24 protein-coding genes are annotated in these 24,331 nt (G+C 60.0%); 8 read left to right on the top strand and 16 right to left on the bottom strand.

The features are described 5' to 3' along the window. Nucleotides 1-5 precede the first annotated feature (5 nt). The 9 genes from ACP7E6_RS03395 to ACP7E6_RS03435 form a co-directional block, all read right to left on the bottom strand. Nucleotides 6-2,006, bottom strand: coding sequence for an ASKHA domain-containing protein (locus ACP7E6_RS03395; protein ID WP_426228532.1), 2,001 nt, complete (start codon nt 2,004-2,006; stop codon nt 6-8). Nucleotides 2,007-2,089: 83 nt separating this feature from the next. Next, entirely contained in the window at nt 2,090-2,428 is a 339-nt protein-coding gene (locus tag ACP7E6_RS03400; protein ID WP_426227904.1) for a hypothetical protein, read from the bottom strand. A 16-nt stretch (nt 2,429-2,444) separates the two neighbouring features. Then, nucleotides 2,445-3,425 carry a methyltetrahydrofolate cobalamin methyltransferase gene (locus ACP7E6_RS03405; protein WP_426227906.1) on the bottom strand — a complete coding sequence of 327 codons (981 nt, stop codon included), beginning with the start codon at nt 3,423-3,425 and terminating at the stop codon, nt 2,445-2,447. 93 nt (nt 3,426-3,518) lie between these two features. Continuing rightward, nucleotides 3,519-4,613, bottom strand: coding sequence for a methylenetetrahydrofolate reductase (locus ACP7E6_RS03410; RefSeq protein ID WP_426227908.1), 1,095 nt, complete (start codon nt 4,611-4,613; stop codon nt 3,519-3,521). Nucleotides 4,614-4,615: 2 nt separating this feature from the next. Then, nucleotides 4,616-5,194, bottom strand: coding sequence for a methylenetetrahydrofolate reductase C-terminal domain-containing protein (locus tag ACP7E6_RS03415; protein WP_426227910.1), 579 nt, complete (start codon nt 5,192-5,194; stop codon nt 4,616-4,618). Next, the gene (locus ACP7E6_RS03420) at nt 5,187-5,489 is read right to left on the bottom strand and encodes a virulence factor (RefSeq protein ID WP_426227912.1); all 303 of its coding nucleotides are present in this window, start codon (nt 5,487-5,489) and stop codon (nt 5,187-5,189) included. The genes ACP7E6_RS03415 and ACP7E6_RS03420 overlap by 8 nt, the downstream gene beginning before the upstream one ends. 112 nt (nt 5,490-5,601) lie before the next feature. Then, nucleotides 5,602-6,378: a formyl transferase gene (locus ACP7E6_RS03425; RefSeq protein ID WP_426227914.1), complete on the bottom strand. Its 777-nt coding sequence runs from the start codon at nt 6,376-6,378 to the stop codon at nt 5,602-5,604. Nucleotides 6,379-6,398: 20 nt separating this feature from the next. Next, nucleotides 6,399-7,043 (bottom strand): exopolysaccharide biosynthesis protein, encoded by a 645-nt coding sequence (locus tag ACP7E6_RS03430; protein ID WP_426227916.1) that lies wholly within the window; start codon nt 7,041-7,043, stop codon nt 6,399-6,401. A 123-nt stretch (nt 7,044-7,166) separates the two neighbouring features. After that, nucleotides 7,167-7,787 carry a DUF1638 domain-containing protein gene (locus ACP7E6_RS03435; protein WP_426227918.1) on the bottom strand — a complete coding sequence of 207 codons (621 nt, stop codon included), beginning with the start codon at nt 7,785-7,787 and terminating at the stop codon, nt 7,167-7,169. Between the two features lie 35 nt (nt 7,788-7,822). On the opposite strand from ACP7E6_RS03435, the gene ACP7E6_RS03440 reads away from it, so the two are divergent. Then, a complete protein-coding gene (locus ACP7E6_RS03440; RefSeq protein WP_060640439.1) occupies nt 7,823-7,981 on the top strand; it encodes a hypothetical protein in 159 nt (52 codons plus the stop codon). 78 nt (nt 7,982-8,059) lie between these two features. On the opposite strand, the gene ACP7E6_RS03445 is transcribed toward ACP7E6_RS03440, so the two are convergent. Further along, nucleotides 8,060-8,758, bottom strand: a complete 699-nt coding sequence (locus ACP7E6_RS03445; protein ID WP_426227920.1) for a corrinoid protein — start codon at nt 8,756-8,758, stop codon at nt 8,060-8,062. A gap of 369 nt (nt 8,759-9,127) precedes the next feature. On the opposite strand from ACP7E6_RS03445, the gene ACP7E6_RS03450 reads away from it, so the two are divergent. From ACP7E6_RS03450 to ACP7E6_RS03470, 5 genes are all read left to right on the top strand, one after another. Continuing rightward, nucleotides 9,128-10,699 carry a trimethylamine methyltransferase family protein gene (locus tag ACP7E6_RS03450; protein WP_426227922.1) on the top strand — a complete coding sequence of 524 codons (1,572 nt, stop codon included), beginning with the start codon at nt 9,128-9,130 and terminating at the stop codon, nt 10,697-10,699. 107 nt (nt 10,700-10,806) lie between these two features. Continuing rightward, nucleotides 10,807-11,508, top strand: coding sequence for a ferredoxin (locus ACP7E6_RS03455; protein ID WP_426227923.1), 702 nt, complete (start codon nt 10,807-10,809; stop codon nt 11,506-11,508). A gap of 64 nt (nt 11,509-11,572) precedes the next feature. Next, a complete protein-coding gene (locus tag ACP7E6_RS03460; RefSeq protein WP_426227925.1) occupies nt 11,573-12,328 on the top strand; it encodes a phosphodiester glycosidase family protein in 756 nt (251 codons plus the stop codon). A gap of 73 nt (nt 12,329-12,401) precedes the next feature. Further along, entirely contained in the window at nt 12,402-12,923 is a 522-nt protein-coding gene (locus tag ACP7E6_RS03465; RefSeq protein ID WP_426227927.1) for an RNA polymerase sigma factor, read from the top strand. Further along, a complete protein-coding gene (locus ACP7E6_RS03470) occupies nt 12,923-15,064 on the top strand; it encodes a YfbK domain-containing protein (protein WP_426227929.1) in 2,142 nt (713 codons plus the stop codon). Before ACP7E6_RS03465 ends, ACP7E6_RS03470 begins: the two co-directional genes overlap by 1 nt. 92 nt (nt 15,065-15,156) lie before the next feature. Here the strand turns inward: ACP7E6_RS03470 and ACP7E6_RS03475 are convergent, their stop codons facing one another. After that, nucleotides 15,157-15,504 carry a hypothetical protein gene (locus ACP7E6_RS03475; protein ID WP_426227930.1) on the bottom strand — a complete coding sequence of 116 codons (348 nt, stop codon included), beginning with the start codon at nt 15,502-15,504 and terminating at the stop codon, nt 15,157-15,159. Nucleotides 15,505-15,678: 174 nt separating this feature from the next. Between ACP7E6_RS03475 and ACP7E6_RS03480 the strand changes: the two genes are divergently transcribed. After that, the gene (locus tag ACP7E6_RS03480; protein WP_426227932.1) at nt 15,679-16,710 is read left to right on the top strand and encodes a hypothetical protein; all 1,032 of its coding nucleotides are present in this window, start codon (nt 15,679-15,681) and stop codon (nt 16,708-16,710) included. Between the two features lie 63 nt (nt 16,711-16,773). Here the strand turns inward: ACP7E6_RS03480 and bmt are convergent, their stop codons facing one another. Both bmt and ACP7E6_RS03490 read right to left on the bottom strand, forming a co-directional pair. Then, entirely contained in the window at nt 16,774-17,793 is a 1,020-nt protein-coding gene (gene bmt / locus ACP7E6_RS03485; protein WP_426228534.1) for a betaine--homocysteine S-methyltransferase, read from the bottom strand. Between the two features lie 80 nt (nt 17,794-17,873). Then, nucleotides 17,874-19,139, bottom strand: coding sequence for an O-antigen ligase family protein (locus ACP7E6_RS03490; RefSeq protein ID WP_426227934.1), 1,266 nt, complete (start codon nt 19,137-19,139; stop codon nt 17,874-17,876). A gap of 402 nt (nt 19,140-19,541) precedes the next feature. On the opposite strand from ACP7E6_RS03490, the gene ACP7E6_RS03495 reads away from it, so the two are divergent. Further along, complete coding sequence (locus tag ACP7E6_RS03495) at nt 19,542-20,813, top strand: acyltransferase family protein (protein ID WP_426227936.1); 1,272 nt, start codon at nt 19,542-19,544, stop codon at nt 20,811-20,813. 12 nt (nt 20,814-20,825) lie between these two features. Here the strand turns inward: ACP7E6_RS03495 and ACP7E6_RS03500 are convergent, their stop codons facing one another. From ACP7E6_RS03500 to ACP7E6_RS03510, 3 genes are all read right to left on the bottom strand, one after another. Next, nucleotides 20,826-21,869 (bottom strand): quaternary amine ABC transporter ATP-binding protein, encoded by a 1,044-nt coding sequence (locus ACP7E6_RS03500; protein WP_426227938.1) that lies wholly within the window; start codon nt 21,867-21,869, stop codon nt 20,826-20,828. Then, complete coding sequence (locus ACP7E6_RS03505; protein WP_426227940.1) at nt 21,862-22,770, bottom strand: ABC transporter permease; 909 nt, start codon at nt 22,768-22,770, stop codon at nt 21,862-21,864. Before ACP7E6_RS03505 ends, ACP7E6_RS03500 begins: the two co-directional genes overlap by 8 nt. A gap of 306 nt (nt 22,771-23,076) precedes the next feature. Further along, nucleotides 23,077-24,075 carry an ABC transporter substrate-binding protein gene (locus tag ACP7E6_RS03510; protein ID WP_426227942.1) on the bottom strand — a complete coding sequence of 333 codons (999 nt, stop codon included), beginning with the start codon at nt 24,073-24,075 and terminating at the stop codon, nt 23,077-23,079. Nucleotides 24,076-24,331: the final 256 nt, after the last annotated feature.

Raw genomic sequence — 24,331 nt, forward strand, 5'->3', positions numbered from 1 at the left:
AGCCGCTATTCTCGGCTGCGCCGCCTGCGCCTGCCGCCGCCTTCGCCACCATCGTCGGTCAGCACCTTGCGCTCCGGCAGCGTGACCGCCGCAGACAGTTTCGGGAAGGTATCGACCTTGTTGGGAAGCGCCATCGCATAGACGAAATGCTCCTGAAATTTTGATTCAAGTGCCGTCTCTATCTTCTCGATTTTGCTGACGGTTTGCTCGATCTCGCGGCGGTGGCCGCGGTTGAGCAGCGCCATCAGCGCGCCGGTTCCCGCCGCATTGCCGACGGCCTTGACCTCGGAGAGATCGCAGTCCGGAATGAGGCCCAGCACCATGGCGTATTTCGGATCGATGAAGGAGCCGAAGGCGCCGGCAAAGCGGATCGTATCGACATGCTCTATCTCGAGCTTTTCCATCAAAAGCTTGATACCGGCATAGAGGGCCGCCTTGGCCAGCTGAATGGCACGCACGTCGTTCTGCGTCACGGTGATGCGCTGGTCGCCATCGTACAGCAGATAGGAAAAGGTACGGCCGTTCTGCAGGATGCGCGGACTTTTAGCCGCCATCCCGCCATCGACGACGCCGTCTTCGGAAATGATGCCGCAGAGATACATTTCGGCGACGACCTCGATGATCGCCGAGCCGCAGATGCCGGTGATGCCGACGGCTGTGGCTTCCTCGGCAAAACCCTCTTCATCAGACCATTTGTCGACGCCAATGATGCGGAATTTAGGCTCCAGTGTTTCCGGGTCGATGCGGACGCGCTCGATGGCGCCGGGGGCCGCCCTTTGACCGGATGAAATTTCCGCACCTTCGAAGGCCGGGCCGGTCGGCGAGGAGGCTGCGACGACGCGGTCCCTGTTGCCGAGCACGATTTCGGCATTGGTGCCGACATCGACCAGAAGCATCATCCTGTCCTGGCGATAGGGCCCTTCGGCCAATGTTGCGCCTGCAGCATCGGCGCCGACATGACCGGCAATGCAGGGCAGCATGTAGAGACGGGCGCCGCGATTGACGTCGATATCGATCTCATGCGCCCAGTATTGCAGGGCGCCGGAGACGGCAAGCGCGAACGGCGCCTGGCCAAGCTCGGTCGGATCGATACCGAGAAACAGGTGGTGCATGATCGGGTTGCCGACAAATACCATGTCGAGAATATCGTGGCGATCGACCTCGCCCTCGGCGCAGACCTTGCCGATCAGGACATTGATGGCTTCACGAACAGCCTTAGTCATGGCTTCCCGGCCATCCGGGTTCATCATCACGTAGGAGACGCGGCTCATCAGGTCTTCGCCGAAGCGGATCTGCGGGTTGGAGGTTCCGGAAGATCCAACGATGCGGCCGGAAAGCAGCGAAACCAGGTGCATGGCAATGGTCGTCGAGCCAATATCGCAAGCGATACCATAGGCTTCGTTCTTCAGGCCGGGCCAAAGGCCGACGATGAACGGGCGTGAGCTGTCCATGTCGCGATGGATGGCGGCGGTAACGCCCCAGTTACCCTTGCGCAGGATGCCCTGAATCTGCGGGATCAGGTGCGGCGCGATCAGCAGATCCTTCCAGCCCCAGTCCTTTTCCAGCATGACCTTCAGCCGGTCGAGATCGCCGAGCGGCTTGTGCATGTCCGGCTCATCAACCTCGACATAGCAGAGTTGCACGGCGGCATTGCGCTCGATCACCCGGTCGGTCGCCGCCTTGCGCACCACCTGCGCATTGATGACCGTATCCTGCGGCACGTCGATGACGAGGTCGCCGAGGATCTGCGACGAGCAGGACAGGCGGCGGCCGTCCGGCAGGCCGCGAATGCTCTCGTAGCGCTCTTCCTTCGGCCCCTTGCCGGAGATGTGGTCGAGCGAGGAGACGATCTTGTGCTTGGCGAAATTGCCTTCCTGAACGGAGACCTGGCAGCGGCCACAGGTCGCCCGGCCGCCGCAGACGCTTTCGACATAGACGCCAAGCGAGCGCGCCGCATCCAGCACCGGCGTGCCGACGGGGAAACGGCCGCGTTTGCCGGATGGCATGAACAGGACGAGGGGATCGCTTTTGTTTTCCTGGGCGGACACGGTCAGTTCATTCCTATGTAATTTGGCCTACGTAGTTTGGCCTATTCGCTGAGCCGCCGCGCATTGGCGCGGACACGGCTGCCATATGGTTTCAGTGCCGCGACGGCAACCCGGTCAGACGCGCCGGTAAGGCCAGCGCAGGTGCCGGTGACGAGCGCGGTGGCGGCGATCATGCCTTCGTTCACCATCGCCGCATTCACGGCCATGACGCTTTCGGTGGCAGCCGAGAGCTTTTCGGTGATCATCCGGCTGACTTCGGCAGCGCCGCCCGCCGATCCGCCGGAGAGGGCAAAATCCTGCAGGCGCGAGGATATGACCATCGGCGCCTGGAACCACAGGCTGGCGAATTCGTCGAGAAGATCGGCACTGAAAAACATCATGTCTCTTTTCTGGCGGTTATTCCGCCTTTGCGTCGGCCGGTTCTTCCGCCCGGGGTCCGGCGCGTCCAGCACGGCCACCACGGCGGCCACTGGAGGCGCCGGGAGCTGCTGCGGCCGGGGCCGCATGGCCACCTGCCGGATTGTGATCGCGATAGGTCATGATCCAGGAACCGCAATTCTGGTCGGTCCCGTTCAAGACGTTGGCCGCGCGAACGGCTTCCATTTCCTGCGGACGGCAGGGGTTCATGATCGCCGACGTCATGCCCGCACCAATAACCATGGGGATGAAGCCGGCATTGATGCCGTGGCGATGCGGCAGGCCGAACGAGATGTTCGACAAGCCACACGTGGTGTTGACTTTCAGCTCGTTGCGCAGACGGTAGAGGAGCGCGAAGACCTGGCGGCCCGCATCGCCGAGAGCGCCGATCGGCATGACCAGCGGATCGACCACGATATCGTGCGGCTTGATACCATAATCCATGGCGCGTTCGACAATTTTCTTCGCAACTGCGAAACGAACGTCCGGATCCATCGAAATGCCGGTTTCGTCGTTGGAGATGGCGACCACCGGAACGTCGTATTTCTTGCAGAGTGGAAGGATGGCCTCGAGCTTTTCTTCCTCGCCGGTGACCGAGTTGATCAGCGGCCGGCCCTTGGCAACCTTCAGCGCGGCTTCAATGGCGGCGGTGACCGAACTGTCGATCGACAGCGGCACATCGACCAGGCCCTGGACGATTTCGAGCGTACGGACCAGCAAGGCCGGCTCGGTCTCGTTCGGATTGACCGAGGTGACACCGGCATTGACGTCGAGCATGGTGGCACCCGCTGCCACCTGCTCCAGCGCGTCCTTGATCACCGTGTCGAAATTGCCGACGATCATCTCGGCGGCCAGCTTCTTGCGGCCGGTCGGATTGATGCGTTCACCGATGACGCAGAAGGGCTGGTCGAAGCCGATAATGATTTCGCGGGTGGCGGAAGCAACGATGGTGCGGGTCATGTCTGGTCCTTCGGGTCGGTGAGCGCTGCTTGATCGGCGCCGGGATGGTTTGTCAAAGGCATGGCCTGCCGGCCGGCCACAGTTGTCTGGTGTTCAATGCTGGCGGTGCGCCGCGACGTCGGCCATTTCCTCTTGGTTTTCCTGCTTGCCGTCGCGGATAGCATCGAGCCGTTCGGCAACGCGGCTGTCGCCGGGATTGGCTTCGCGGGTCCACGGCGTGCGTCCCTTGAGGACGCCGGATTCATGGACGATCTCGGCAACAAATTCTTCCTGCCGGTAGGCCATGACATGCACGCCGGAAACGCCCTTGATCTCCTTCACCTCGTTGATGATGTCGATGCAGAGTTGCTTGCCTTCCTTTTTCTGGTCCTGCGCACCTTCCAGCCGCTTGATGATCGCGTCCGGGATATGGATGCCGGGCACATTGTTGCGGATCCAGTTGGCGGTTTTGGCAGAGGCGAGCGGCCCGACGCCGACGAGGATGAAGCATTTTTCATCGAAGCCGAGATCGCGCACCTTGTTCATGTAGTCGCGGAACATCGGCACGTCGAAACAGTACTGGCTCTGGACGAACTGGGCGCCGGCCTCGATCTTCTTGCCGAGCCGGTAGGGGCGGAAATCATAGGGTGGTGCGAACGGGTTGATCGCCGCGCCGAGAAAGACCTGCGGCGGCGTCGTCAGCTTGCGGCCCGACAGAAACTTTGAATTGTCGCGCATGACACGCACCGTCTCCAGTAGCGACATGCAATCGAGGTCGAAGACCGGCTTGGCGCCGGGCTGGTCGCCGGCCTGGACGCCGTCGCCGGTCAGGCACATGATATTGGCTACGCCCATGGCGGCGGCACCCAGAACGTCGCCCTGGATGGCGATGCGGTTCTTGTCGCGGCAGGCGATCTGCATGATCGGCGCATAGCCCATGCGGGTCAAAAGCGCGCAGATGCCAACGGACGACATATGGCAGTTGGCGCCGGACGCATCGACGGCATTGATGCCATCGACCCAGCCTTCGAAGATCGCGGCCCGCTCATAGACGTCTTCCGGATTGGCGCTGTCGGGCGGATTGAGTTCCGCGGTGACAGCAAATTCGCCGCGGCGCAAAACGCGCTCCAGGCGGCCGCGTGAGGAATGGCCGGGCAGGGGATCGAGCGGAAGATGGCGGCCCAGCGGGTTTTCGTCGATATGGGCCATGCTCAGGCGTCCTTTGCAGCGGCTGCGGCTTCGCGGGCTTCGGCGGCCTGTGCGGTGACGCGCAGCCAGGACGAGGTTTCGCGCAGCGACTGATTGACGGGTTTCTGCACGTTCAGGATCGCATCCCCCTTCACCATGTTGCGCGAGCCTTCCCAGGCCTTCACCCAGACACAGGGCATATCCGGCTCGACTTCACAATTGCCGTTGGCGCGAACGCCGCCGCAGGGGCCGTTGCGCAACTGCTTCGGGCAGTTCATCGGGCAGGACATGCCGGTCGATGACAGAGCGCACTGGCCGCACATGCGACAGTCGAACAGAAGGCCTTTGACATTGCGCTCGATGAAGGTAATCGGCGCTTCCACCCGGCTGTAGCCGATCGCCTTCCACAGCGGATGAAGCAGCAGGAAGACGTCGGCGAAGCGGTGGTAGAACCATTCGAGGAAACGCGAGTGGCGCACGGCCCAGAGACGAATCGTGTAGCTGCGGCGCGAACGGCGGTTGGGCGAAACACTGGCCGGCGTATAGGCGCCGGTGGCGGCCTTCTTGGCGGGCGCGGCATTGCCGGGTTTTGCGTCAGCCATTGTCTTTGCCGCCGGATTTGACCAGGGCAACCAGCCGCTCCTTGTCGTAGGCTGCTTCCAGTTCGGCGGCGGCCTTGTCAGCCTCGATCTCGAGATCGTCGGAGACCGGGGTCGGGTCGGCCTTGCGCCATTCCGCCAGATAGTCGCCGCTATCGGCAGCGCCCGTGCGCATGGCGCACATGTCGATCGCTTCGGTAAAGCGCAGGGTCAGCTCGCGCTTGGCGGTCTTGCGGCCCTGCTTGATGATGACTTGCGCCGGAATATCGCGCCAGTAAACGATAATGCGATCTGCCATATGCCCGAATTCTCCTCTTGCCCGACAATGCGCATCTTGCCACGTCATGGCTCACCTTGGCACGACGCGCGTCATGCTCAAAAGCGACTTGTCCTCAATGTTGATGATATAACTACCAAATACCGCGGGAGAAGCCATTCCAGAGCCATGTCCAGACCGGCGGATGATACCACTGACGCGAATTGCCGTTTGCCGGCAGAGGCTTGAGATTGCCAGACAACGCATCGTCGATGGCGCGGATGGCAATGTCCGTGGAGGCTGCGGTCTGCAGCAGCGGATAGGTGTGCATCGTGTCGTTTTTCGACGGTGTCATGCGCGACTGATAAAGAATGTCGCCGGTATCGACGCCTGTATCGACCAGATGCACCGTTGCGCCGAAATTGGCCTCGTCGTTTTCCACGCGCGCCCAGTATCCGCCCATCAGGCCGCGATACTGTGGATTGATGCCGGCATGGAAGTTGACGACCGGGCAGGGCAAGGCTGACAGCGTCGAGGCGGACAGCATGCGGCAGCTGACAAGGAACACGACCGCCGGATTTTTGGCGCGGATCTGCTCGATTGCTTCAGGTGTGTTGACGGAGCCGACTGCGATCACAGGAATGGCCGGATTTTCGCGGTCATCGACGTCGTATTGGCGCAGAATGTCTGCCGTGCGCTTCCCGGTAAAGCGCTTGCCGAATTTCGAGGCCACCATCGTGGCAAACTGGCCGGCAGCCGTGATCAGCCCGAGTTTGCGTATACGGCGCTTGAGAAAGAGTTTCTTCGATTCCGGCTGTTCCAGCAAAACCGTGACACTGCCAAAGCGGCTAGCCAAGGCGTTGATCAGGATCTGCGGATTGCGCCCGCCGGCAGTGACGATGACGATCTGTGGGTTGGCTGCGGAAGTCATGCCGGCGATCACCGTCCGTCTTAAATGATGAAGGCCAGGACTGCGCCAGCTGCGAGGATGACCATGCCGGCGACGGCAAGGGAGAGGATGCCGATCAGGGCGCCGGCGACAAGACCAAGGCCATCCCGCTCCGTATGGGCAAAGCCGATGACGGCAAGCGCAAAGGCGGGCAGCCAGTTGCCGAAGGGAATGGGCAGGAAGATCACCACCGCCAGGATAAGCGCCAGAAGGCCGATCAGCCGTTCGGCCAGCCGGCTGCCGAGGAACCAGCCGCGCGGCTTGATCAGGGTTTCGGCGCGCTGGAGCCAGGGCGAGATACGGTTGACGAAAACGAAGAATGTCGTGTTGTCGAAGGCATAGTCGCCCATGCGCTTCGGCAGCCAGATGCCGGTGCGGCGCGAGGCAAACATCTGCCAGGCGATAAAAATCAACGGCAGGCCGAGGATGAAGGTGGCGCCCGGTGGCAGAGGGATGAGGTTGGGAAGGGCAAACACGACGAGGAAGGCGCCGAAGGAGCGGTCTTCCATGGCAACGGCGAGATCGCGCAGGGTGATTTTCGGTCCGGCATTGAGCGAGAGATTGCGCAGGAGCTGGGACAGCTGCTGCCGGTGATGGCTGTGTGCCGCAGTCCTTGCCGATAGGTCCGTTGCGAAAATGTCCGTCATCCCCGTCACCTTTTATTGTGTTTGTTCAGGCGAGTTTGGCGGCAGGCAGTTACGATGCACTTAAGTCAAATGCAGCGCTTGATGCAAAATTGAGAGCAAGGCTAACAGATGGTTTCCGGGCGATCAGGCGTGCAGAAGCGCCGGGGTGAGGTCGCCATAACCGGTGAACCGGTATTCGTAGGTCAGCCCTAGCGTGTCTGCGGCTTTGCGGGCTTTTTCCTGCAGCTTTTCGTCTTCGACCTGCGAGAGGTAGATGAGTTTCTTGTAGTGGCCGAAATACATGTCGCGCAGTTCCGGGTGGCGGTCGAGACCGAGCGGTTCGACGACGAAGGCCTCGAATTGGCGGGCAAGAAAATCCGTCAGGAAGAACGACGTGAAATCCTCGTCCCATCCGGCCTCGAAAGCGGCATTGCCGGCGAAGAAGGAAAAACAGTGCGGACCGGCGATGCGCTCGACCTTTTCTTCTTCGCAGAGCTTGTCGAGCAGCCCGCCGGTGCCGCAATCGGCATAGGCAACGAAGATGCGGCCAAAGCCTTCGGCGCGGGCCTTGTCGATGGCATTCTTGATGCCGGGCGTGATCTTGTCGGGGGTATTATGCCAGATGGCGGGAAGACAGCTGAGGTCGATATGGCCGAGCTTGTTGGCCTCGCAGACGGCAAGGATTTCACGGGCAATCGCGCCGCAAGCGATGACGTGAACTTTTTCCGTTTTCGTGCGTTCCATAGCTGAAGATCTTTCTTCCACGCCAACGTTATCTGTCACAATAAGGAACCCGACCCATGACAGCAAAGACAATCGCCACGATCGGTCTCGTACTCTTTTCCGTCACCACGCTTGCTTCCTGCGGCAATACCATTCGCGGCATGGGCGCCGATGCCGCCAACACCGTAGATGCGACCCAGGATGCCGGCCGCAAGGTTGATCGCGCTGCCAACTAAAGGTTGGGCAAAATATAAAAAAACCGGCCGCGCTTTTTCATCAGCGCGGCCGGTTTTTGCATGCTCAAATGCGCTCGATCAGGCGCCGGCCAGCTGGTTGTGCTTGCGCTTCATGAATTCCTTGGCAGTTTCAACGGCCACTGCCGCGTCGCGGCAATAGGCATCGGCGCCGACAGCCTTGCCGAATTCCTCATTCAGCGGCGCGCCACCCACCAGGACGACGTAATCGTCGCGCATGCCTTTTTCCTTCATCGTATCGATCACCACCTTCATGTAAGGCATCGTCGTGGTCAGAAGGGCGGACATGCCGAGGATATCGGGCTTTTCGCGCTCGATGGCGTCGAGATAGTTCTCGACCGGGTTGTTGATCCCCAGATCGATGACGTCGAAGCCCGCACCTTCCATCATCATGCCGACAAGGTTCTTGCCGATGTCGTGGATATCGCCCTTGACGGTGCCGATGACCACCTTGCCCTGCTTCGGTGCGCCGGTGGCGGCGAGCAGTGGACGCAGGATGAACATGCCGGCCTTCATGGCGTTGGCCGATAGAAGAACCTCAGGAACAAACAGAATGCCATCGCGGAAATCGACGCCGACGATCCGCATGCCTTCGACCAGTGCCTGGGTGAGGACATCATAGGGAGCCCAGCCACGCTTCAGCAGGATTTGGGTCGCATCCTCGATCTCTTCCTTCATGCCGTCGTAGAGATCGTCATGCATCTGCTGCACGAGCTCGTCGTCGGAAAGATCCTCGAGAATGATTTCGTCGTCTGCCATGTGGGTTTCCTCGGTTCCTGGCGCTGTCAGGCTCAAACCTCGCCGACGCAGCTACTATACTTAGCTTTGTTGGTTCCAAAAGCTCTTTTCGAAAGCGACGTCGCATGCGATGAAAAACGACGGCGCTTCGATCGCTGGCAGACCGCATGTGGCCACATCCGATAAAAACCGTGTATCGCCGGATTTGACCGATGAAAAATGTGATATCGGCAATTCAAACAGTTTTGGTCAGAGACGTGCCGAGCAGGTCTTGCCGCGATCGTGTTCGAGTTGCGCCACCCGTTGGCGCATTGAGAACCGTTCGGATTCTGGGGCTTGGTAGCATAGGCCCGACATGTGCGCAGACGAGGCGCGGGAGAGGATAACAAAATGGTAGATGTGACCGAGCAAACGGAAGAAACCGGCGGACGCCGCTCGCGCGGCGAGGGCCGGGGTGCCGCAGCCCGTCGTGCTTCGCGTACCGGTGGTGGCGCTCCGCCGTCGCTTCCCTATATCACCCGCAAGATCCGCGAATACGAGGTGCTCGACGAGGAAGGCCTGGCACTGATCGAGGCCAATGCCGATCTCATTCTCGAGGAAATCGGCATCGAATTCCGCGACGACGAAGAGGCGCTGGCGCTTTGGAAGCAAGCCGGAGCCGACGTTCGCGGACAGCGGGTGCATTTTCCCAAGGGTTTGTGCCGGGAACTCTTGAAAACTGCGCCGTCCACCTTCACCTGGCATGCGCGCAATCCCGAGCGCAACGTCCAGATCGGCGGCAAGGCCACGGTGTTTGCACCGGTTTACGGGCCTCCCTTCGTTCGCGACCTCGAAGGCCAGCGCCGCTACGCGACGATCGAGGATTTTCGCAACTTCGTAAAACTCGCCTATATGGCGCCGTCGATGCATTCGTCGGGCGGTACCGTCTGCGAGCCGGTGGATGTTCCGGTCAATAAGCGCCATCTCGATATGGTCTACAGCCATATCAAATATTCCGACAAGCCGTTCATGGGCTCGGTGACGGCACCGGAACGCGCCGAAGACACGATCGCCATGGCCAAGCTGGTGTTTGGCGATGATTTCGTCGAAAACAATTGCGTCACCCTCAACCTGATCAACGCCAACTCGCCGATGGTTTTCGACGAGACCATGGTCGGCGCCCTGAAGGTCTATGCCCGGCACAACCAGGCCTGCGTCGTTTCACCGTTCATCCTCTCCGGCGCCATGAGCCCGGTGACGGTCGCGGGTACGCTGACGCAGATTCTGGCCGAAGTGCTGGCCGGTGCCGCCTTCACGCAGCTGATCCGGCCGGGCGCACCGGTGCTGTTCGGCACGTTCGCGGCATCGATCTCGATGCAGTCGGGCGCGCCGACCTTCGGAACGCCGGAGCCGTCGCTGGTGTCTTATGGTGCGGCCCAGCTCGCCCGCCGTCTCGGCCTGCCATTCCGCACCGGCGGCTCGCTTTGTGGATCGAAGGTTCCCGATGCGCAGGCAGCCCACGAATCGGCCAACACGTTGAACATGACGCTGCTTGCGGGTACGAACTTCGTGCTGCACGCCGCCGGATGGCTTGAGGGTGGACTGGTCTCGTCCTATGAAAAGTTCATGATCGATCAGGACCAGCTCGGCATGATGCAGAAGATGGCTGAAGGCATCGATCTCTCCGAAGATGCGCAGGCACTCGATGCTATCCGCGAAGTCGGACCGGGCAGCCATTATCTCGGCTGCGCCCATACCCAGGCCAATTTCCAGACGGCATTCTACCGCTCGGCTCTCGCAGACAACAATTCCTTCGAACAGTGGGAAATCGAGGGCGAAAAGCGCGTCGAGCAGCGCGCTAACGCGCTCGCCCGCAGCTGGCTGGAACATTACGAACGGCCGCCGCTGGATGCCGCGATCGATGAAGCGCTGCTCGATTTCATCGCCAAGAAGAAGGATTCGATGCCCGACGCCTTCACTTGAAGAGAGCCCGAACAAGCCAGGGAGCAAGGCGGAGCGGCGCAAGTAGCAGATTTCATCCAGAAGGAAGTCTGGCGCCCACATTACGACAGGCAGGGGCCGAAACCGAAATGACCGGTCCCGTGACATCCAACGATGTTTTGAGTGAACTCCGTGCAGCGCTTGCGCCGCACGGAGTTTTTTTACGCGGTGTCGTCAGCTTTGCCGATGGCGAAACGGCGCCTGTCTTGAGTGACGGACAGGCGGCCCGCAGTGTCGTGCTTCTGGGGAATGTGGGCGGCTCTATCTGGACGGCGTTCGAGCGCTGGCGCAATTCCTTGCCCGACCGTGGTGGCGAACATCCGCTCGATGCCTGGTCTAAAGTCGTGATCCAACCGGTCGCGGGCGCTTTTGGCGCCACCGCCTATTTCCCCTCGGATCCGCCCTGGCAGCCGTTCCAGCAATGGGCGATGCAGGCGGAGGGCTTGAAAGCGTCACCGCTCGGCATTCTCATTCATCCGCAGTATGGTCTTTGGCACGGATATCGCGGCGCGCTGGGTTTCGCGCAGGCTTTTCCACCGGCGGCGAGCCCCAATCATCTACATCCCTGCGATCACTGTCCCAGCAAGCCCTGTCTCACCAGCTGTCCGGCGCAGGCTGTTTTGCCTTCCGGATTTCAAATTACGCCGTGCCGGGCCTATCTCAAGACAGCGGAGGGGCAGGGCGGCTGCATGGCTGGGGGATGTATCGCCCGCAATGCCTGCCCTGCCGGGGCCGGGTATCGGTACCCGGCGGAGCAGCTGCATTTCCATATGGCTTCCCTCGGTTTATAGAACTCCTGCCTCCATTTTGCTGTTGTCGCGCGACAGGGTCGGACGCGTGTGAAATGAGGTGGATATGTTTCGTTCCTTAAGCATCGGGTTGGCCATGACCGCATCGATTCTGTCCGCAGAGGAATCAGAGGCTGCCTGCCGTAAGGTGACGCATCTGACGCAACGCTATGCGGTCTGCAGTTTCGATCCTGCCGCCAGTGATATCGGCATTTTTCATCGTGGCCGCGATGGGCAACCCTATGGCGGCTTTGAACCTCTCTTGCGGGATTTGCGGCAGGAGGGCGAATATCTGGAATTCGCCATGAACGGCGGCATGTACGAGCGCGATCTGACGTCGGTCGGCCTGCTGGTCACCGATGGCGTCGAGCGCAAAACCCTCGACCGCGGCCACAGCTGGGGTAATTTCTACCTGAAGCCCAATGGCGTTTTCTTTCTGCAGGGTGGCCGCGCCGGTGTCCTGGAAACCGAAGCCTATGTCGATGCAGCGATCAAGCCGGATTTCGCCACGCAATCCGGACCGATGCTGGTGATCGACGGTGCTGTGCATCCGGCCTTCCTCCCGAAAAGCGATAGCCTGCAGATTCGCAATGGTGTCGGCGTCGATCGGCAGGGCATGGCGGTTTTTGCCGTCGCGCTGGAGCCGGTGCGCTTCCACGATTTTGCGACCCTGTTTCGCGATCAGCTGGGTTGTGCCAACGCGCTCTTTCTCGATGGATCGATCTCCAGCCTGTTTTCTCCGGCTTTGGCGCGCTACGACAACACCCATCCGATGGGGCCGATCATTGCGGTGACACGGAAAATTCCAGGATCGTCAAAATAATTTCGATCCCGACCCAAGGATCGGCTAGGACCGAACGTCTTAGTACCAGTTGCATCAAATCCGGGCGGGTGATTTGGACGAGGATCTTATCGAACGGGCACAGAAGGGCGATCGAGACGCCTTCGGCCTGCTCGTCGAAAAGCATTATGATTTCGTCCATGCCGTTGCCTGGCGCTGGTCCGGCAATGTGGGCGATGCCGAGGATATCGCCCAGACGGTATGCCTGAAGCTGGGGCAGGCGATCCGGGCGTTTCGCGGTGCCAGCCGTTTTCGCACCTGGCTCTACACGCTGACCTTGAATGCCGCGCGCGATCATCAGCGCAGTCAATCACGGGAAAGACGCAACGCCGCAAACTTCCTGGCCGACCCGACCAGCGCAGCGGCAAACGACAATCACGGTCAGGCCGAGGCTTTATGGGAGGCCGTGCGGAAATTGCCTGATAAACAGAGCGATGCCGTGCTGCTGGTCTATGGGGAAGGTTTGTCCCACGCCGCCGCAGCCGATGTGATGGGATGTTCGGAAGCAACGGTGTCCTGGCATGTGCATGAAGCCCGCAAACGGTTGAAAATCCTGCTCGGCAGGGAGACGATGTGATGAACGACGATCTGAAAAACCTCGGTCAGATGACCCCGCCGGCGCCTTCACCGGCGGCGCGCGCACGCGCCCTGTCGCTGGCAATGCAGGCTTTCGATGCATCTGAAAATAATTCCGACGCCACCCAAGGAACCGCCGGTGGCCGGCGTCAAAGCTCCATATTCAACAGGCTATGGAGCTACGTCATGAACAAAAGATTCCTCGCAGGTTCGGCACTTGCCACACTTTTGGTGGTGCCCGCCGCCGCCTTTCTCACGCTGGAGCTGACGCGGCAGGGCTTGCCGGTGGATACGGTTAAGTCGACGGGTGTAGCGATGGATAACAAGGTGGCGAAAACGGAACAGGCCGATGCGCCTGCAAGTTTAGACAGTGAAGCGCAAAAACCTCATGCGGAAATGGCTTTGCAGGACCGTCAGCTGGTGCAGCCAGAGCCGCAGCAGAAAAAACAGCCAGGCGGCTATTCTGCCGACGAAACTGCGGCGCTTTTGAACAGCCAGGATACGCAGGGGGGAAGCGCAAAAAGGGTTGCCTCTGGAACTGCGGCCGCTTCATCAGCTGAACAGGCAGATGCCGTCGCCCAACCGGAAATGGCACCGCAAGTTCAAGGAGCCATGGCGGCGGCACCTGCTATTGAGCAAGGGATGATCAGCGAACGCCTCGCCATGCCATCTCCGTCCCCCGCCCCTGTCGATACCCTGGCGCAACCGGAAGAAAACCGCGACCGTTTTAGCTCGGCCGATACCAATCCGGTCAAGTCCGTCGCCACCGATCCTGTCTCTACCTTTTCGGCGGATGTCGATACGGCATCCTATTCCTTCGTGCGTAAATCGCTGATAGCGGGGGAAATGCCGGATCCCGAGAGCGTGCGGGTCGAGGAGATGATCAACTATTTCCCGTATGACTGGCCGGGTCCGGACGGCAAGGACACGCCGTTCAGGGCGACGGTTACCGTGCTGCCGACGCCGTGGAATGCCAACACGCGGCTGATGCATGTCGGGATCAGGGGATATGATGTTGCCCCGGCGGTGGCACCGCGCGCCAACCTGGTGTTCCTGATCGACGTGTCCGGTTCCATGGACGAGCCCGACAAGCTGCCGCTTCTGAAAAGTGCCTTCCGGCTTCTGGTCGAGAAGCTGAAGCCTGAAGATACCGTCTCCATCGTCACCTATGCCGGCAATGCCGGTACGGTGCTGGAACCGACGGCCATCAAGGACAAGGCGAAAATCCTATCCGCGATCGATACGCTGCAGCCGGGCGGCTCGACAGCGGGGGCGCAGGGGCTGGAGGCCGCTTACAATCTGGCGCAGCAGGCTTTCGTCAAAGGCGGCGTCAACCGGATCATGCTGGCCACCGACGGCGATTTCAATGTCGGCCCGTCCAGTGATGACGAATTGAAGGCAACGATCGAGGCCGAGCGCAAAAGCGGCATTTTCCTGTCGGTGCTCGGCTTTGGCCGTGGCAATTACAACGATGCGCTGATGCAGACGCTGGCGCAGAACGGCAATGGCACCGCTGCCTATATCGACACGCTGGCCGAAGCGCAGAAAACGCTGGTCGAGGAGGCCGGATCGTCGCTCTTCCCAATTGCCAAGGACCTGAAATTTCAGGTGGAATTCAATCCGCAGCAAATCGCCGAGTATCGCCTGATCGGTTACGAAACCCGTGCGTTGAACCGCGAGGATTTCAACAATGACAAGGTCGATGCCGGCGATATCGGCTCCGGCCACCGGGTCACTGCGATCTACGAGATCACGCCGAAGGGAAGCCCGGCGGTTCTCAATGACGATCTGCGCTATGGTGCCGCTGCTCTGGCTGAGGAGGTCGATGTCAAGGCATCCCCGGAGCTGGCCTTTCTGAAAATCCGCTACAAGCAGCCGGATAGCGATACGAGCCAGTTGATCACCACGCCGGTGACGCAAACGAATACCGTGGCAACGCTTGAACAGGCGGGACGGGATGTCCGGTTCTCCGTCGCCGTTGCGGCCTTTGGTCAAAAACTGCGGGGAACGGATGCCGTGTCCGCCTATCCCTATGGCTCGATCCTTGACCTTGCGTCTGGCGCAAAGGGCGAGGATGGCTATGGCTACCGGGCAGAGTTCCTCAATCTGGTACGGCTCGCCAAAAGCCTCAGTGGAGAATGATGTATCTGTTCTGACTTGCAACCAGACGCTTTCCGGTGAAACGGAGGGCGTCTTGCGATCGCCCCAAAGCCGCAGCCACATCGTTTGCGCATTCAGGCTTTTGGATAAGCCTTTTCCAAGCCGCCCGAACGCACCAGCCCGGCGCGGAACGCCTGATAGGCGGCATGGTGGCTGGATTTGGCCGCTTCCATCAGGCGGATCTGCAGCCGGGCAGGGGCATTTGAGCCCATCCATTCGCCAAGCTTTTCGAGCTTGAGCGAGTTCAACAGTTTGGCTGTCGAGGCAAGGTCGAGTTGGCGATACAGACCTTCGATCAAATTTTCGTCCTGCGCGGCATTTTGCATCATCAGCAAAAGGTAGGCTTGTTCGCTTTTGCCAAGCGCCGTCAGCTTTTCGGCAACGGAATCACGGGTGGAAAACGGGGTGGGTGTACCGTTCATCTCTAGGCTTTCTTTGTGTCACGACGGATCAGTCGAACGGAGGATTATCGGCCGAGGCTGGGGCAAAACTGGATTCAGCCCGCAAGGCTGGCGCAGCCTTGCCGGTGGTAATGGAGAATATTCGAATGTTATGGTCGGCCGATGGCGCCGATTGGATGTTCAGACATTTTTCGAATGGTACCCAGTATGGCCCAGCTTTCGATCTGCATGCCCAGCAACCGGCCGTTGACGCAGTCGCTTAGTGCGATCGAGAGTGCGCTGGCCTATGCCGAGAAAACCGGCGCGCGGCTGATCGTGTCCGACAATTCCCGCGATCCGGAAAAGCGCGCGTTTCTTCAAAACCGTTCGCCCAATCTGCTCTATCATTCTTCGCCGAGCGAGGATGCGTCCGGCAATTGGCTGGAAGCCATGTCACTCGCTGACACGCCGTTCCTGCTGCCGATGGGCGATGACGATCAGATCCATTTCAACGCGGGCGAAACGCCGGTCGATCTTTCCTCGCTGCCAGGTGACGTTATTGGTGTTCGTCCGCACACGCAGATCTGGACGGCGGAGACTGGGGTTTGCCAGACGGAGTGTTTTGCGATCGATGCGTTGTCACCGGCCGAGCGTTTGCAGGAATTTTCCCGCAAGGTGATGGGCAATAACAGCATTTTCTACAGCATTTACCGGACCAGCGCTTTTGTGCCGTTGCTGCGGTTCTTCACGCAGGCTCACCCGACCAAGGGCGGCTATTGCGACTGGAGCCTGACCTTTGCATTGATCACCGCCGGCAGAATTCTCCATGATCCGTCGCTGATCTACCGGTACGATCTCGGCATCTGGGCGACGGGAAAAGGGATTGCGGACGCCTCCAGCAATCTTTACGTGAAAGCAGGCCTTCCTGCGGACAGCGAAAAATATGCCGCCCTTTTGCGGTTTTTGGACGTGCACGTTTTCACGCTGCGCGGCTCGCTGCGATTGTCACCTGCGGAACGCGGCGACGTGCTGCTGATGAACGGCCGGCTCGCCATGGCGGAATTTCTGCAGAGTGTGCGGACCAAGGCTGCAGAGTATGATGAGGTGGTGGTTTATCTGGCCGAAATGATCGAACAGGAGCGGGAGATCGAAACGATCTTCCATCTGGCGCTGTTGATGACGGATTGCATCAAGCCGGGCTTGAAGGATGGCTACATCCGCTTCTTCCAGGCCGCTGCCACAGCCTGAAACGAGAATAGCCTGAAAACCATTTGATTTTCAGGCCCTTCAAGTTTGACGACTGTGTTCCGCTCAGCCGCGGCGGCGGTTGCCGCGTTCACGCGCCGGGGCGGATGGGCCTTCATTGGCGGTCTTGTTGCGCATCGGGCCGATACGCTCGACGATGGCTTCGACGGTCGGCCGTTCACCCGGTACATAGGTGTCGAGCGCTACGCGCATCGCGGCCAGATGCTCGCAGGATGTGCCGCAGCAGCCGCCGATGATCTTGGCGCCGGCATCTCGGGCAAGACGGGCATAGTCGGCCATCAGCGGCGGTGTGCCGGAATAGTAGATTTCCGAACCGCGGAATTCCGGAATGCCGCAATTGCCCTTGATGATGATGTTCGCTTCTGGATTGGCGTCCGTCATGTCGAGCAGTGACGACAGGATATCGGAAGCACCGACGCCGCAATTGGCGCCGGTTGCGACCGGGCCGCTGCCGATGTCCTGGGCGACGGCGAACATATCTTTCGGATGCAGGCCCATCATCGTCTTGCCGGCCGTGTCGAACGAGCCGGTATAGACATAAGGCAGCCCGACCTTGACGGCTGCTTCCGCTGCAGCGCGGATTTCGTCCGTTGCGGACATCGTCTCGATCCAGGCGACTTCGGCGCCGCCGGCCTTCAGGCCCTCGATCTGCTCGACAAATGCCTCGACCGCATCCTCATAGCTCATGGCGCCCAGCGGGATCAGCAATTCGCCGGTCGGACCGACGGAGCCTGCCGTGATCACCTTGCGGGGAGCCTTGTCGGCAACGGCACGGGCGATTTCGGCGGCGCGCTTGTTGAGATCGTAAACGCGATCCTGCGCCTGATGCAGTTTCAGGCGATGACGTGTGCCGCCGAACGAATTGGTCAGGATGATGTCGGCGCCTGCATCGACGAAATCCTGATGCAGCTTGGTGATGTTTTCAGGCTTGGCTTCGTTCCAGAGCTCCGGCGCTTCGCCCGCTTCCAGTCCCATTGCAAACAACGAGGTGCCGGTCGCACCATCGGCGAGCAGAACACCCTTTTCGGCGAGCAGGTCGGAAAGCGGATTGGCGTGCACGGTCATGGGGGATCCTGATCTCATCGGGTTTTCCAATCATATAAAGATATCCTTATATGATTGCAAGTGCGCAGTACCTGATGTTCTCAGTCCGCATTGCGCCGCAAGTTGCAGTGTGCCGCCATGTTCAGTCCGAAAACCGCCAGTGCCAGAAGCATCCACTGCGGGTCGGCTCGGTTGAGAATAAAGGACTCCATCATGCCGTTATAGGTCATGAAGATGATGACCATCATGCAGAACTCGGAGAAATTCCTGCTGTCACTACGGCGGGCGGCGCGGATATAGTCGATGAGCGGTTTGACGAAGAGAAGCAGGATGATCACCACGCCGCCCGGAATGCCGAAGGTCAGCAGCGCGTCGAGAAAGGTGTTGTGGGCCGATACGATACCGCGCACGTCCCAATCCGCTTCGAAATTGGCCTCCATGCCGCGAATGACCGGCGATTGCCAAAAGCTGGCATAGCCATGTCCAAACCAGGGATGCGCGGCGATGCTGTCTGATGCAAACTGCCAGATTGCATCGCGGCCGGTGAAGGTCGGATCATCCAGCACGGCTGCGGTCATCGCAAGCAGGCTGGGGGAATAGATCGTGCCGACGGTGAGGCAGGTGACGAGCACCGCGAAACACAGGTGCACGATGACGATGGCGCCGGAACTGCGGATGGCGCTGCCGCACAGCACGATGCCGATCGCCAGCGGCAGGAAGCCGATGGTCGTCTTCGAGCCGGTATGAAGAACGAAGATGACGGCAAGCAGCGTGATGGCCCATCCGCGCATGCGCGCGCCGGAGCGAATACAGTAGATGCCGAACATGGCGATCACCGAAAAAACCGGGGCCGACACATTCTTGTGCGAAAGATGACCGCGCCAATAGCCGGCGTGCCATGACTCCAGAGCAGAGGCCTGATGGATCGCCCTTTCGGGCAATAGCACGAGGGCGGCATAATTGATGATGAGCAGGAGCAGCACGGCATTGGCACAGGCCTCGACAAAGTCCTTCTCGCTGCGCGGCAGGACCAGCACGCCGGCGACCACAAGCATGGCGACAAGGCTAAGCGTCAAGCCGCGTGCCGAGGCCGTCGGATCGTAGGACTGCAGGCAGGAGAAATAGGCGATGGCAAAAATGATCAGCCAGCTGGGTGAGACCAGCTTCATCAATGTGCGGGGATCAACGGAGGCCAGCATGGAGAAAATGAACAGCGCGCCCAGCCCGAGATAGCCGATCTGGTTGACCACATTCGCCGTCGTTCCAACGTCGCCCTCGGACACCACATCTCCCATGAAGGGATTGAGGGTGAAGATCATGACGAACAGGCCGAACGCCGACAGCAATGTCGTTGCGGCGCGCCTCATCGTCGCAACCCCTTCGGGCGCCGGCCGCGGTATGAACATTCTGGTGTCTGCGTTTCGCAAGGCGGTGTCCGTAACTGGCGGCGAAGACGTTGGCGGTCATTGCCGTCCATCCCATTCCGGAGCGACCCGTTCTAGTCGCGCGACGGGCGTGGAACAGCGGTTTGGGTGCCTTTTTGCACAGTGCCTCGACATGGTTAAATCGTGGTAAAGATCGGTTCATTGGCAGGCGGGTGTTGAGCTGGCGGCGGTCCCGTCTGCCGAATTCATTTACCTATTTGCCGGATTTTTGCCTATGCAGCGGTCCGGTTAACGCAAAATTTCGGGCGCGCCGCATAACGCTTTCTCCATCGTCATGCGCGTTAGGCGTGCATGTTTTGCGCCGTGGGTGGAGCCAGCAGGATCATGACCAGTTCCGAAATCCGCAACTATGCTGCCGCCGATCCCAACGGCACCGGAAGCCCGGCCAGGGTTCGCTTCGCGGTGCTGGATTCCTGGCGGGGGATTTGCGCGCTGCTCGTCGCTATGATGCACTTTCCTGCGTCCGGGCCGCTGTCGGAAAGTCTTGTCATCCGCAACGCCTATCTGTTCGTCGATTACTTTTTCGTTCTGTCCGGTTTCGTCATCGCCCACCGTTACCGCTCCAGTATTTCCAACCGTACCGCCTATCTCCGGTTCGCGATCGTACGGCTCGGCCGTGTTTATCCGCTGCACCTGGCGGTGCTTGCGGTTTTCGTCGCGTTCGAACTGCTCCGGCTGACGGTACCGGCACTGCGAGGCGACGGCGCCCCGCCTTTTTCGGATGGCAACAGCATCGGCGAGCTGATCAACAGCCTGCTGCTTCTGAACGGGATTGGGATGGACGTGCGCCTGGCCTGGAATAGTCCCAGCTGGAGCATTTCGGCGGAGGTCTGGACCTATCTTCTGTTCGGTCTTGCCGTCCTGTCGCTCGGCCGCCGCCACTGGATCGTCTTCATTCCGGTGATCGCGGCCGGGATGGCGGCAATCTATGCCTGGTCGCCGGACCATATGGACACCACATGGCATCTTGGCCTTGTCCGTTGCCTCTACGGCTTTTCACTGGGGGCGCTGCTCTATCACGTCCTCGGGCCGTGGCTGGTCGCCCGCCACCTTGGCGCGGCTACGCCGCGCGGCACCTCCGTTGCTGCCACATGCGTCGAATTTCTCGCGCTGGGTGCCATTCTTGGGTTCGTCGCGCTTGCCGGCAAGGGGCCGGTGAACATTTTTGCGCCCTTTGTGTTTGCGCTGGCCATCTGCGTGTTCAGTTACGAAGGCGGTGCGCTCAGCCGCATTCTCAACCACCGGATTTTCCTGTGGCTGGGGACGTTGTCCTACGGCATCTACATGGTGCACATTTTCGTCCAGGCCCGCATGATCAACGCCGCCAGCGTCATCGAAAAACTGACGGGACAAGCCTTCGTCGGCCCGTTCTCGATTGCACAGGAGGAGTTCTTCGGGTTCGGCGTGCGCGGGGCGGCTTTCGGCGTGATCATGACCCTTGTGATGGTCACACTCGTTGTCGTGACCGCACTTGTGGCTCATTTCGCCATCGAAAAGCCCGGCGTTCGGTTGTCGAAAACAATTGCCGATAGATTGGGAGGCGAGCCTCGCAAGACGGGGGCGGGACAGGCCGGGTTGTCCGCCCTGTCCTCCTGAGAAAGGCAGTTCTCAGGCTGCCTGCAGTTCATGGCCGATCGGCGTCACCATGGCGGAAATGATCGTGCGAAGGTCGAGCGAGCCGACCGGCCGGCCATTGGCATCGACGACATGGGCAATATTCTGATTGGCCATCGTCATCAGCCGGGCAGCGCTTTCGAGCACGGTTCCGATCGTGACCGGCACGCCTTCGGGGTTGCCGGATAGCGGTTTCATGATCGTTTCGACATTGATGACGCGACCGCGGTTCACTTCCTTGACGAAGGCGGTGATGTATTCGTCAGCCGGTTTGAGCACGATATCCTGGCCGGTACCTTGCTGGATCACCTTGCCGTCGCGCAGGATGGCGATCTTGTCGCCGAGCCGAAGGGCTTCGTCGAGATCGTGGGTGATGAACACCACGGTTTTCTTCAGCTCCTTCTGCAGGTCGAGTAGCACCGTCTGCATATCGACGCGGATCAGCGGATCAAGCGCCGAATAGGCCTCGTCCATCAACAGGATATCGGCATCGTTTGTCAGCGCCCGGGCAAGCCCGACGCGCTGCTGCATACCGCCCGAGAGCTGGTTGGGGTAGTGGTTTTCAAACCCCTTGAGGCCGACGCGTTCGATCCAGCCCTGCGCCCGCTTGCGGCTCTCCTCCATCGGCACGCCCTGGATTTCCAGGCCGTAGACGGTGTTTTCGATGATCGTGCGGTGGGGCAGAAGCGCAAACTTCTGAAAGACCATCGCCGTCTTGTGGCGCCGGAATTCGCGCAGGTCGTTTTCGTTCATCTTGCAGACATCGACGCCATCGTAGAGCACTTCGCCGGCCGTCGGGTCGATCAGGCGGTTGATGTGGCGGATCAGCGTCGATTTGCCGGAGCCGGACAGGCCCATGACCACCATGACGCCGCCGGCCGGCATGGAGATGTTGATGTCCTGCAGGCCGAGCACATGGCCATGCTTTTCATTGAGTTCGGTCTTGCCGAGCCCGGTTTTGACCTGATCGACGAAGTCGCGGCCGCGTGGTCCGAAGATCTTGTAGAGGTTCTTGACCTCGATTGCGTGACTAGCCATGGATCACCTCCGAGTGCTTTTGCAGCCGCTTGCCATAGGCCTGGCTGGTGCGGTCAAAAATGATGGCGATCGCAACAAGCGCGAAACCATTGAAGAAGCCGACGGTGAAGAACTGGTTGTTGATCGCCTGCAGCACGTTGCGGCCAAGACCGCCAACGCCAACCATCGATGCGACCACGACCATGGCGAGAGACATCATGATGGTCTGGTTGATGCCGGCCATGATGGTCGGCAGCGCCAGCGGCATCTGGACATTTTTCAGCCGCTGCCAAGGCGAAGAGCCGAACGCATCGGCCGCTTCGAGCACTTCCTTGTCGACCAATCGGATGCCGAGGTTGGTCAGCCGGATCATCGGCGGGACGGCATAGATGACGACGGCGATCAGGCCCGGAACCTTGCCGATACCGAAGATCATCACCACAGGGATCAGATAGACGAAACTCGGCATCGTCTGCATGACGTCGAGTATCGGATTGATGATCGACTGGGCGCGCTCGGAGCGGGCCATCAGGATACCGATCGGCAGCCCGACGATGATGGCGATGAACGTGCAGACCGTGACCATGGCCAGGGTCACCATCGTGTCGTTCCACAGGCCGACAAGGCCGATCAACACCATTGAGAGGATCGTGCCGATGGTGATGCGCATGTCGCGGCTGCCATAGTAGACGATGGCAACCATCACGGCCAGGATAACGATCCAAGGCGAGCTCACGAACAATTTTTCAAGAAAATTCAGAAACACCTGAAGCGGCTGGACCAGAGCATCGATGATATTGACATATTCGCGGACGAGGGCCTTGAAGCCATCATCAACGCTTTTGCGAGCCATTCGTATCGTCGTATCGTCGATTGCCGGAAATTTACAAAGCAGATCTGGCAAGTAACTGCATATTGCCATGTTGTTCCCCTTTAAACCGGAAGTTTTATAGTGCCGGCCGCGTCATCAGGACCTTGTTCAGGGCTACGCGCAGACTTGGGTGGTTTCTTCCGAACCCCGGCATGTCGAAAATGTGACAGCTTTTCGTCACAAGCGACTATGCCGTTTGCGACGATTTTCGTTTTTTTACTCGTATTTGATGGAAATACCGGCGGCATTTCGTGTCGCCGGTATCGGGTTCACCTGTCTTCCGGTGCTGCGGCAACGTGCCGTGTGATTGACCGAAAGCCGGCAGCGACGTCAGCGCCGCTGCCGCAGGACAATCCCTTAGAGGGCTGCCTTGACCTTTTCGGCCACGTCCGGTGCCACCCACTTGGTCCACATGTCGGGATAGGTTTCCAGGAAGTACTTGGCAGCGTCTTCGTTGGTGCCCTGGTTGTCGGTCATCCAGGCGAGTACCTTGTTGACGGTGCCATTGTCCCACTTGCGGACCTTGACATAGTCCATGGCAACGCCGGCCTTCTCGGAGAAGGCCTTGGTCACGACCGTGTAGACGTCCGACGTTGGATAGGAGTTGACCTTCGGATCGGCGCAATCTGGAACCGCCGTGCAGGCGTCCCAGTCGGCCTTGCTATGTTCGACGCCGAAGCTCAGCCGTGTCATCTGGTACTTGCCGAGGATAGCCGTGGGCGCCCAGTAGTAGCCGAGCCAGCCCGACTTCTTTTCAAAGGCGTTGGAGATCGAGCCGTCGAGGCCCGCTGCCGACCCGGTATCGACCAGTTCGAAGCCTTCTTTTTCGGCGTTCAGGGCCTTGTAGAGGTTTGCAGTCGAGACCTGGCAGTTCCAGCCCGACGGACAATTGAAGATGGCGGCCTTCGAAGCGTCTTCTGGCGCCGGGAACAGTTCCGGATGCTTCAGCGCGTCCTGAACGGTCTTGATGTCAGGATGAGCGTCAGCCAGGAATTTCGGAATCCACCAGCCTTCGACGCCGCCTTCGCTGAGCAGCGGCGCTGCTTCGATCAAGCGGCCTTCCTTGATGGCGGCATCAAGCGGGGTGCGCACGGCATTGACCCACAATTCGGGCGCCATGTCCGGCTGGGCTTTTTCATTCATGGAAGTGAAGGTCGGCATGGTATCGCCGGTCACAAGCGTCACCGTGCAACCATAGCCGTTTTCAAGAATATACTTGTCGACATGCGCGGCGACGCCGGCCGATGCCCAGTTCATTTCTGCAATGCTGACTTCGCCGCATTCAGCGGCCTGAGCGGAGCCGGCAAGCGCATAGAGGCCGGCGGCGAGAATTGTGGAAGCGAGGAGCTTCTTCATGTTTAAGACCTCCCAGTCTTATGCAGCCAAAATCGTGGGGTCCATCGGGATACTGCATCTCCCGGAAACCCGATCGTTCAGGTTGAAGCAGGCCGGGGGGCTCTTGTGGCAAGGCCAATCTTTCATCCCCGCTGCGACGGCGTTGGAGTTTTATTGTCTGGCCGCGGAACTCTGCCGCCAGCCATCTCTCCTTTTACCGTTAGGATCAGCGTAAGTATTCCACAGGAGAAATCAACCTCCGGAATCGCTTTAAGCC

Source organism: Pararhizobium sp. DWP3-4, assembly GCF_049898205.1.
Classification (GTDB): Bacteria; Pseudomonadota; Alphaproteobacteria; order Rhizobiales; family Rhizobiaceae; genus Pararhizobium.

Bases quoted from the DNA above. Each gene is read 5' to 3' on its own strand.
- ACP7E6_RS03460 (WP_426227925.1), top strand. From the start codon at position 11,573: ATGTTTCGTTCCTTAAGCATCGGGTTGGCCATGACCGCATCGATTCTG.
- ACP7E6_RS03495 (WP_426227936.1), top strand. From the start codon at position 19,542: ATGACCAGTTCCGAAATCCGCAACTATGCTGCCGCCGATCCCAACGGC.
- ACP7E6_RS03415 (WP_426227910.1), bottom strand. From the start codon at position 5,194: ATGGCTGACGCAAAACCCGGCAATGCCGCGCCCGCCAAGAAGGCCGCC.
- bmt (WP_426228534.1), bottom strand. From the start codon at position 17,793: ATGACCGTGCACGCCAATCCGCTTTCCGACCTGCTCGCCGAAAAGGGT.
- ACP7E6_RS03405 (WP_426227906.1), bottom strand. From the start codon at position 3,425: ATGACCCGCACCATCGTTGCTTCCGCCACCCGCGAAATCATTATCGGC.
- ACP7E6_RS03470 (WP_426227929.1), top strand. From the start codon at position 12,923: ATGAACGACGATCTGAAAAACCTCGGTCAGATGACCCCGCCGGCGCCT.
- ACP7E6_RS03455 (WP_426227923.1), top strand. From the start codon at position 10,807: ATGACCGGTCCCGTGACATCCAACGATGTTTTGAGTGAACTCCGTGCA.
- ACP7E6_RS03420 (WP_426227912.1), bottom strand. From the start codon at position 5,489: ATGGCAGATCGCATTATCGTTTACTGGCGCGATATTCCGGCGCAAGTC.
- ACP7E6_RS03445 (WP_426227920.1), bottom strand. From the start codon at position 8,758: ATGGCAGACGACGAAATCATTCTCGAGGATCTTTCCGACGACGAGCTC.
- ACP7E6_RS03505 (WP_426227940.1), bottom strand. From the start codon at position 22,770: ATGGCAATATGCAGTTACTTGCCAGATCTGCTTTGTAAATTTCCGGCA.
- ACP7E6_RS03510 (WP_426227942.1), bottom strand. From the start codon at position 24,075: ATGAAGAAGCTCCTCGCTTCCACAATTCTCGCCGCCGGCCTCTATGCG.
- ACP7E6_RS03395 (WP_426228532.1), bottom strand. From the start codon at position 2,006: ATGCCATCCGGCAAACGCGGCCGTTTCCCCGTCGGCACGCCGGTGCTG.
- ACP7E6_RS03500 (WP_426227938.1), bottom strand. From the start codon at position 21,869: ATGGCTAGTCACGCAATCGAGGTCAAGAACCTCTACAAGATCTTCGGA.
- ACP7E6_RS03480 (WP_426227932.1), top strand. From the start codon at position 15,679: ATGGTACCCAGTATGGCCCAGCTTTCGATCTGCATGCCCAGCAACCGG.
- ACP7E6_RS03425 (WP_426227914.1), bottom strand. From the start codon at position 6,378: ATGACTTCCGCAGCCAACCCACAGATCGTCATCGTCACTGCCGGCGGG.
- ACP7E6_RS03490 (WP_426227934.1), bottom strand. From the start codon at position 19,139: ATGAGGCGCGCCGCAACGACATTGCTGTCGGCGTTCGGCCTGTTCGTC.
- ACP7E6_RS03450 (WP_426227922.1), top strand. From the start codon at position 9,128: ATGGTAGATGTGACCGAGCAAACGGAAGAAACCGGCGGACGCCGCTCG.
- ACP7E6_RS03410 (WP_426227908.1), bottom strand. From the start codon at position 4,613: ATGGCCCATATCGACGAAAACCCGCTGGGCCGCCATCTTCCGCTCGAT.
- ACP7E6_RS03430 (WP_426227916.1), bottom strand. From the start codon at position 7,043: ATGACGGACATTTTCGCAACGGACCTATCGGCAAGGACTGCGGCACAC.
- ACP7E6_RS03475 (WP_426227930.1), bottom strand. From the start codon at position 15,504: ATGAACGGTACACCCACCCCGTTTTCCACCCGTGATTCCGTTGCCGAA.
- ACP7E6_RS03440 (WP_060640439.1), top strand. From the start codon at position 7,823: ATGACAGCAAAGACAATCGCCACGATCGGTCTCGTACTCTTTTCCGTC.
- ACP7E6_RS03400 (WP_426227904.1), bottom strand. From the start codon at position 2,428: ATGATGTTTTTCAGTGCCGATCTTCTCGACGAATTCGCCAGCCTGTGG.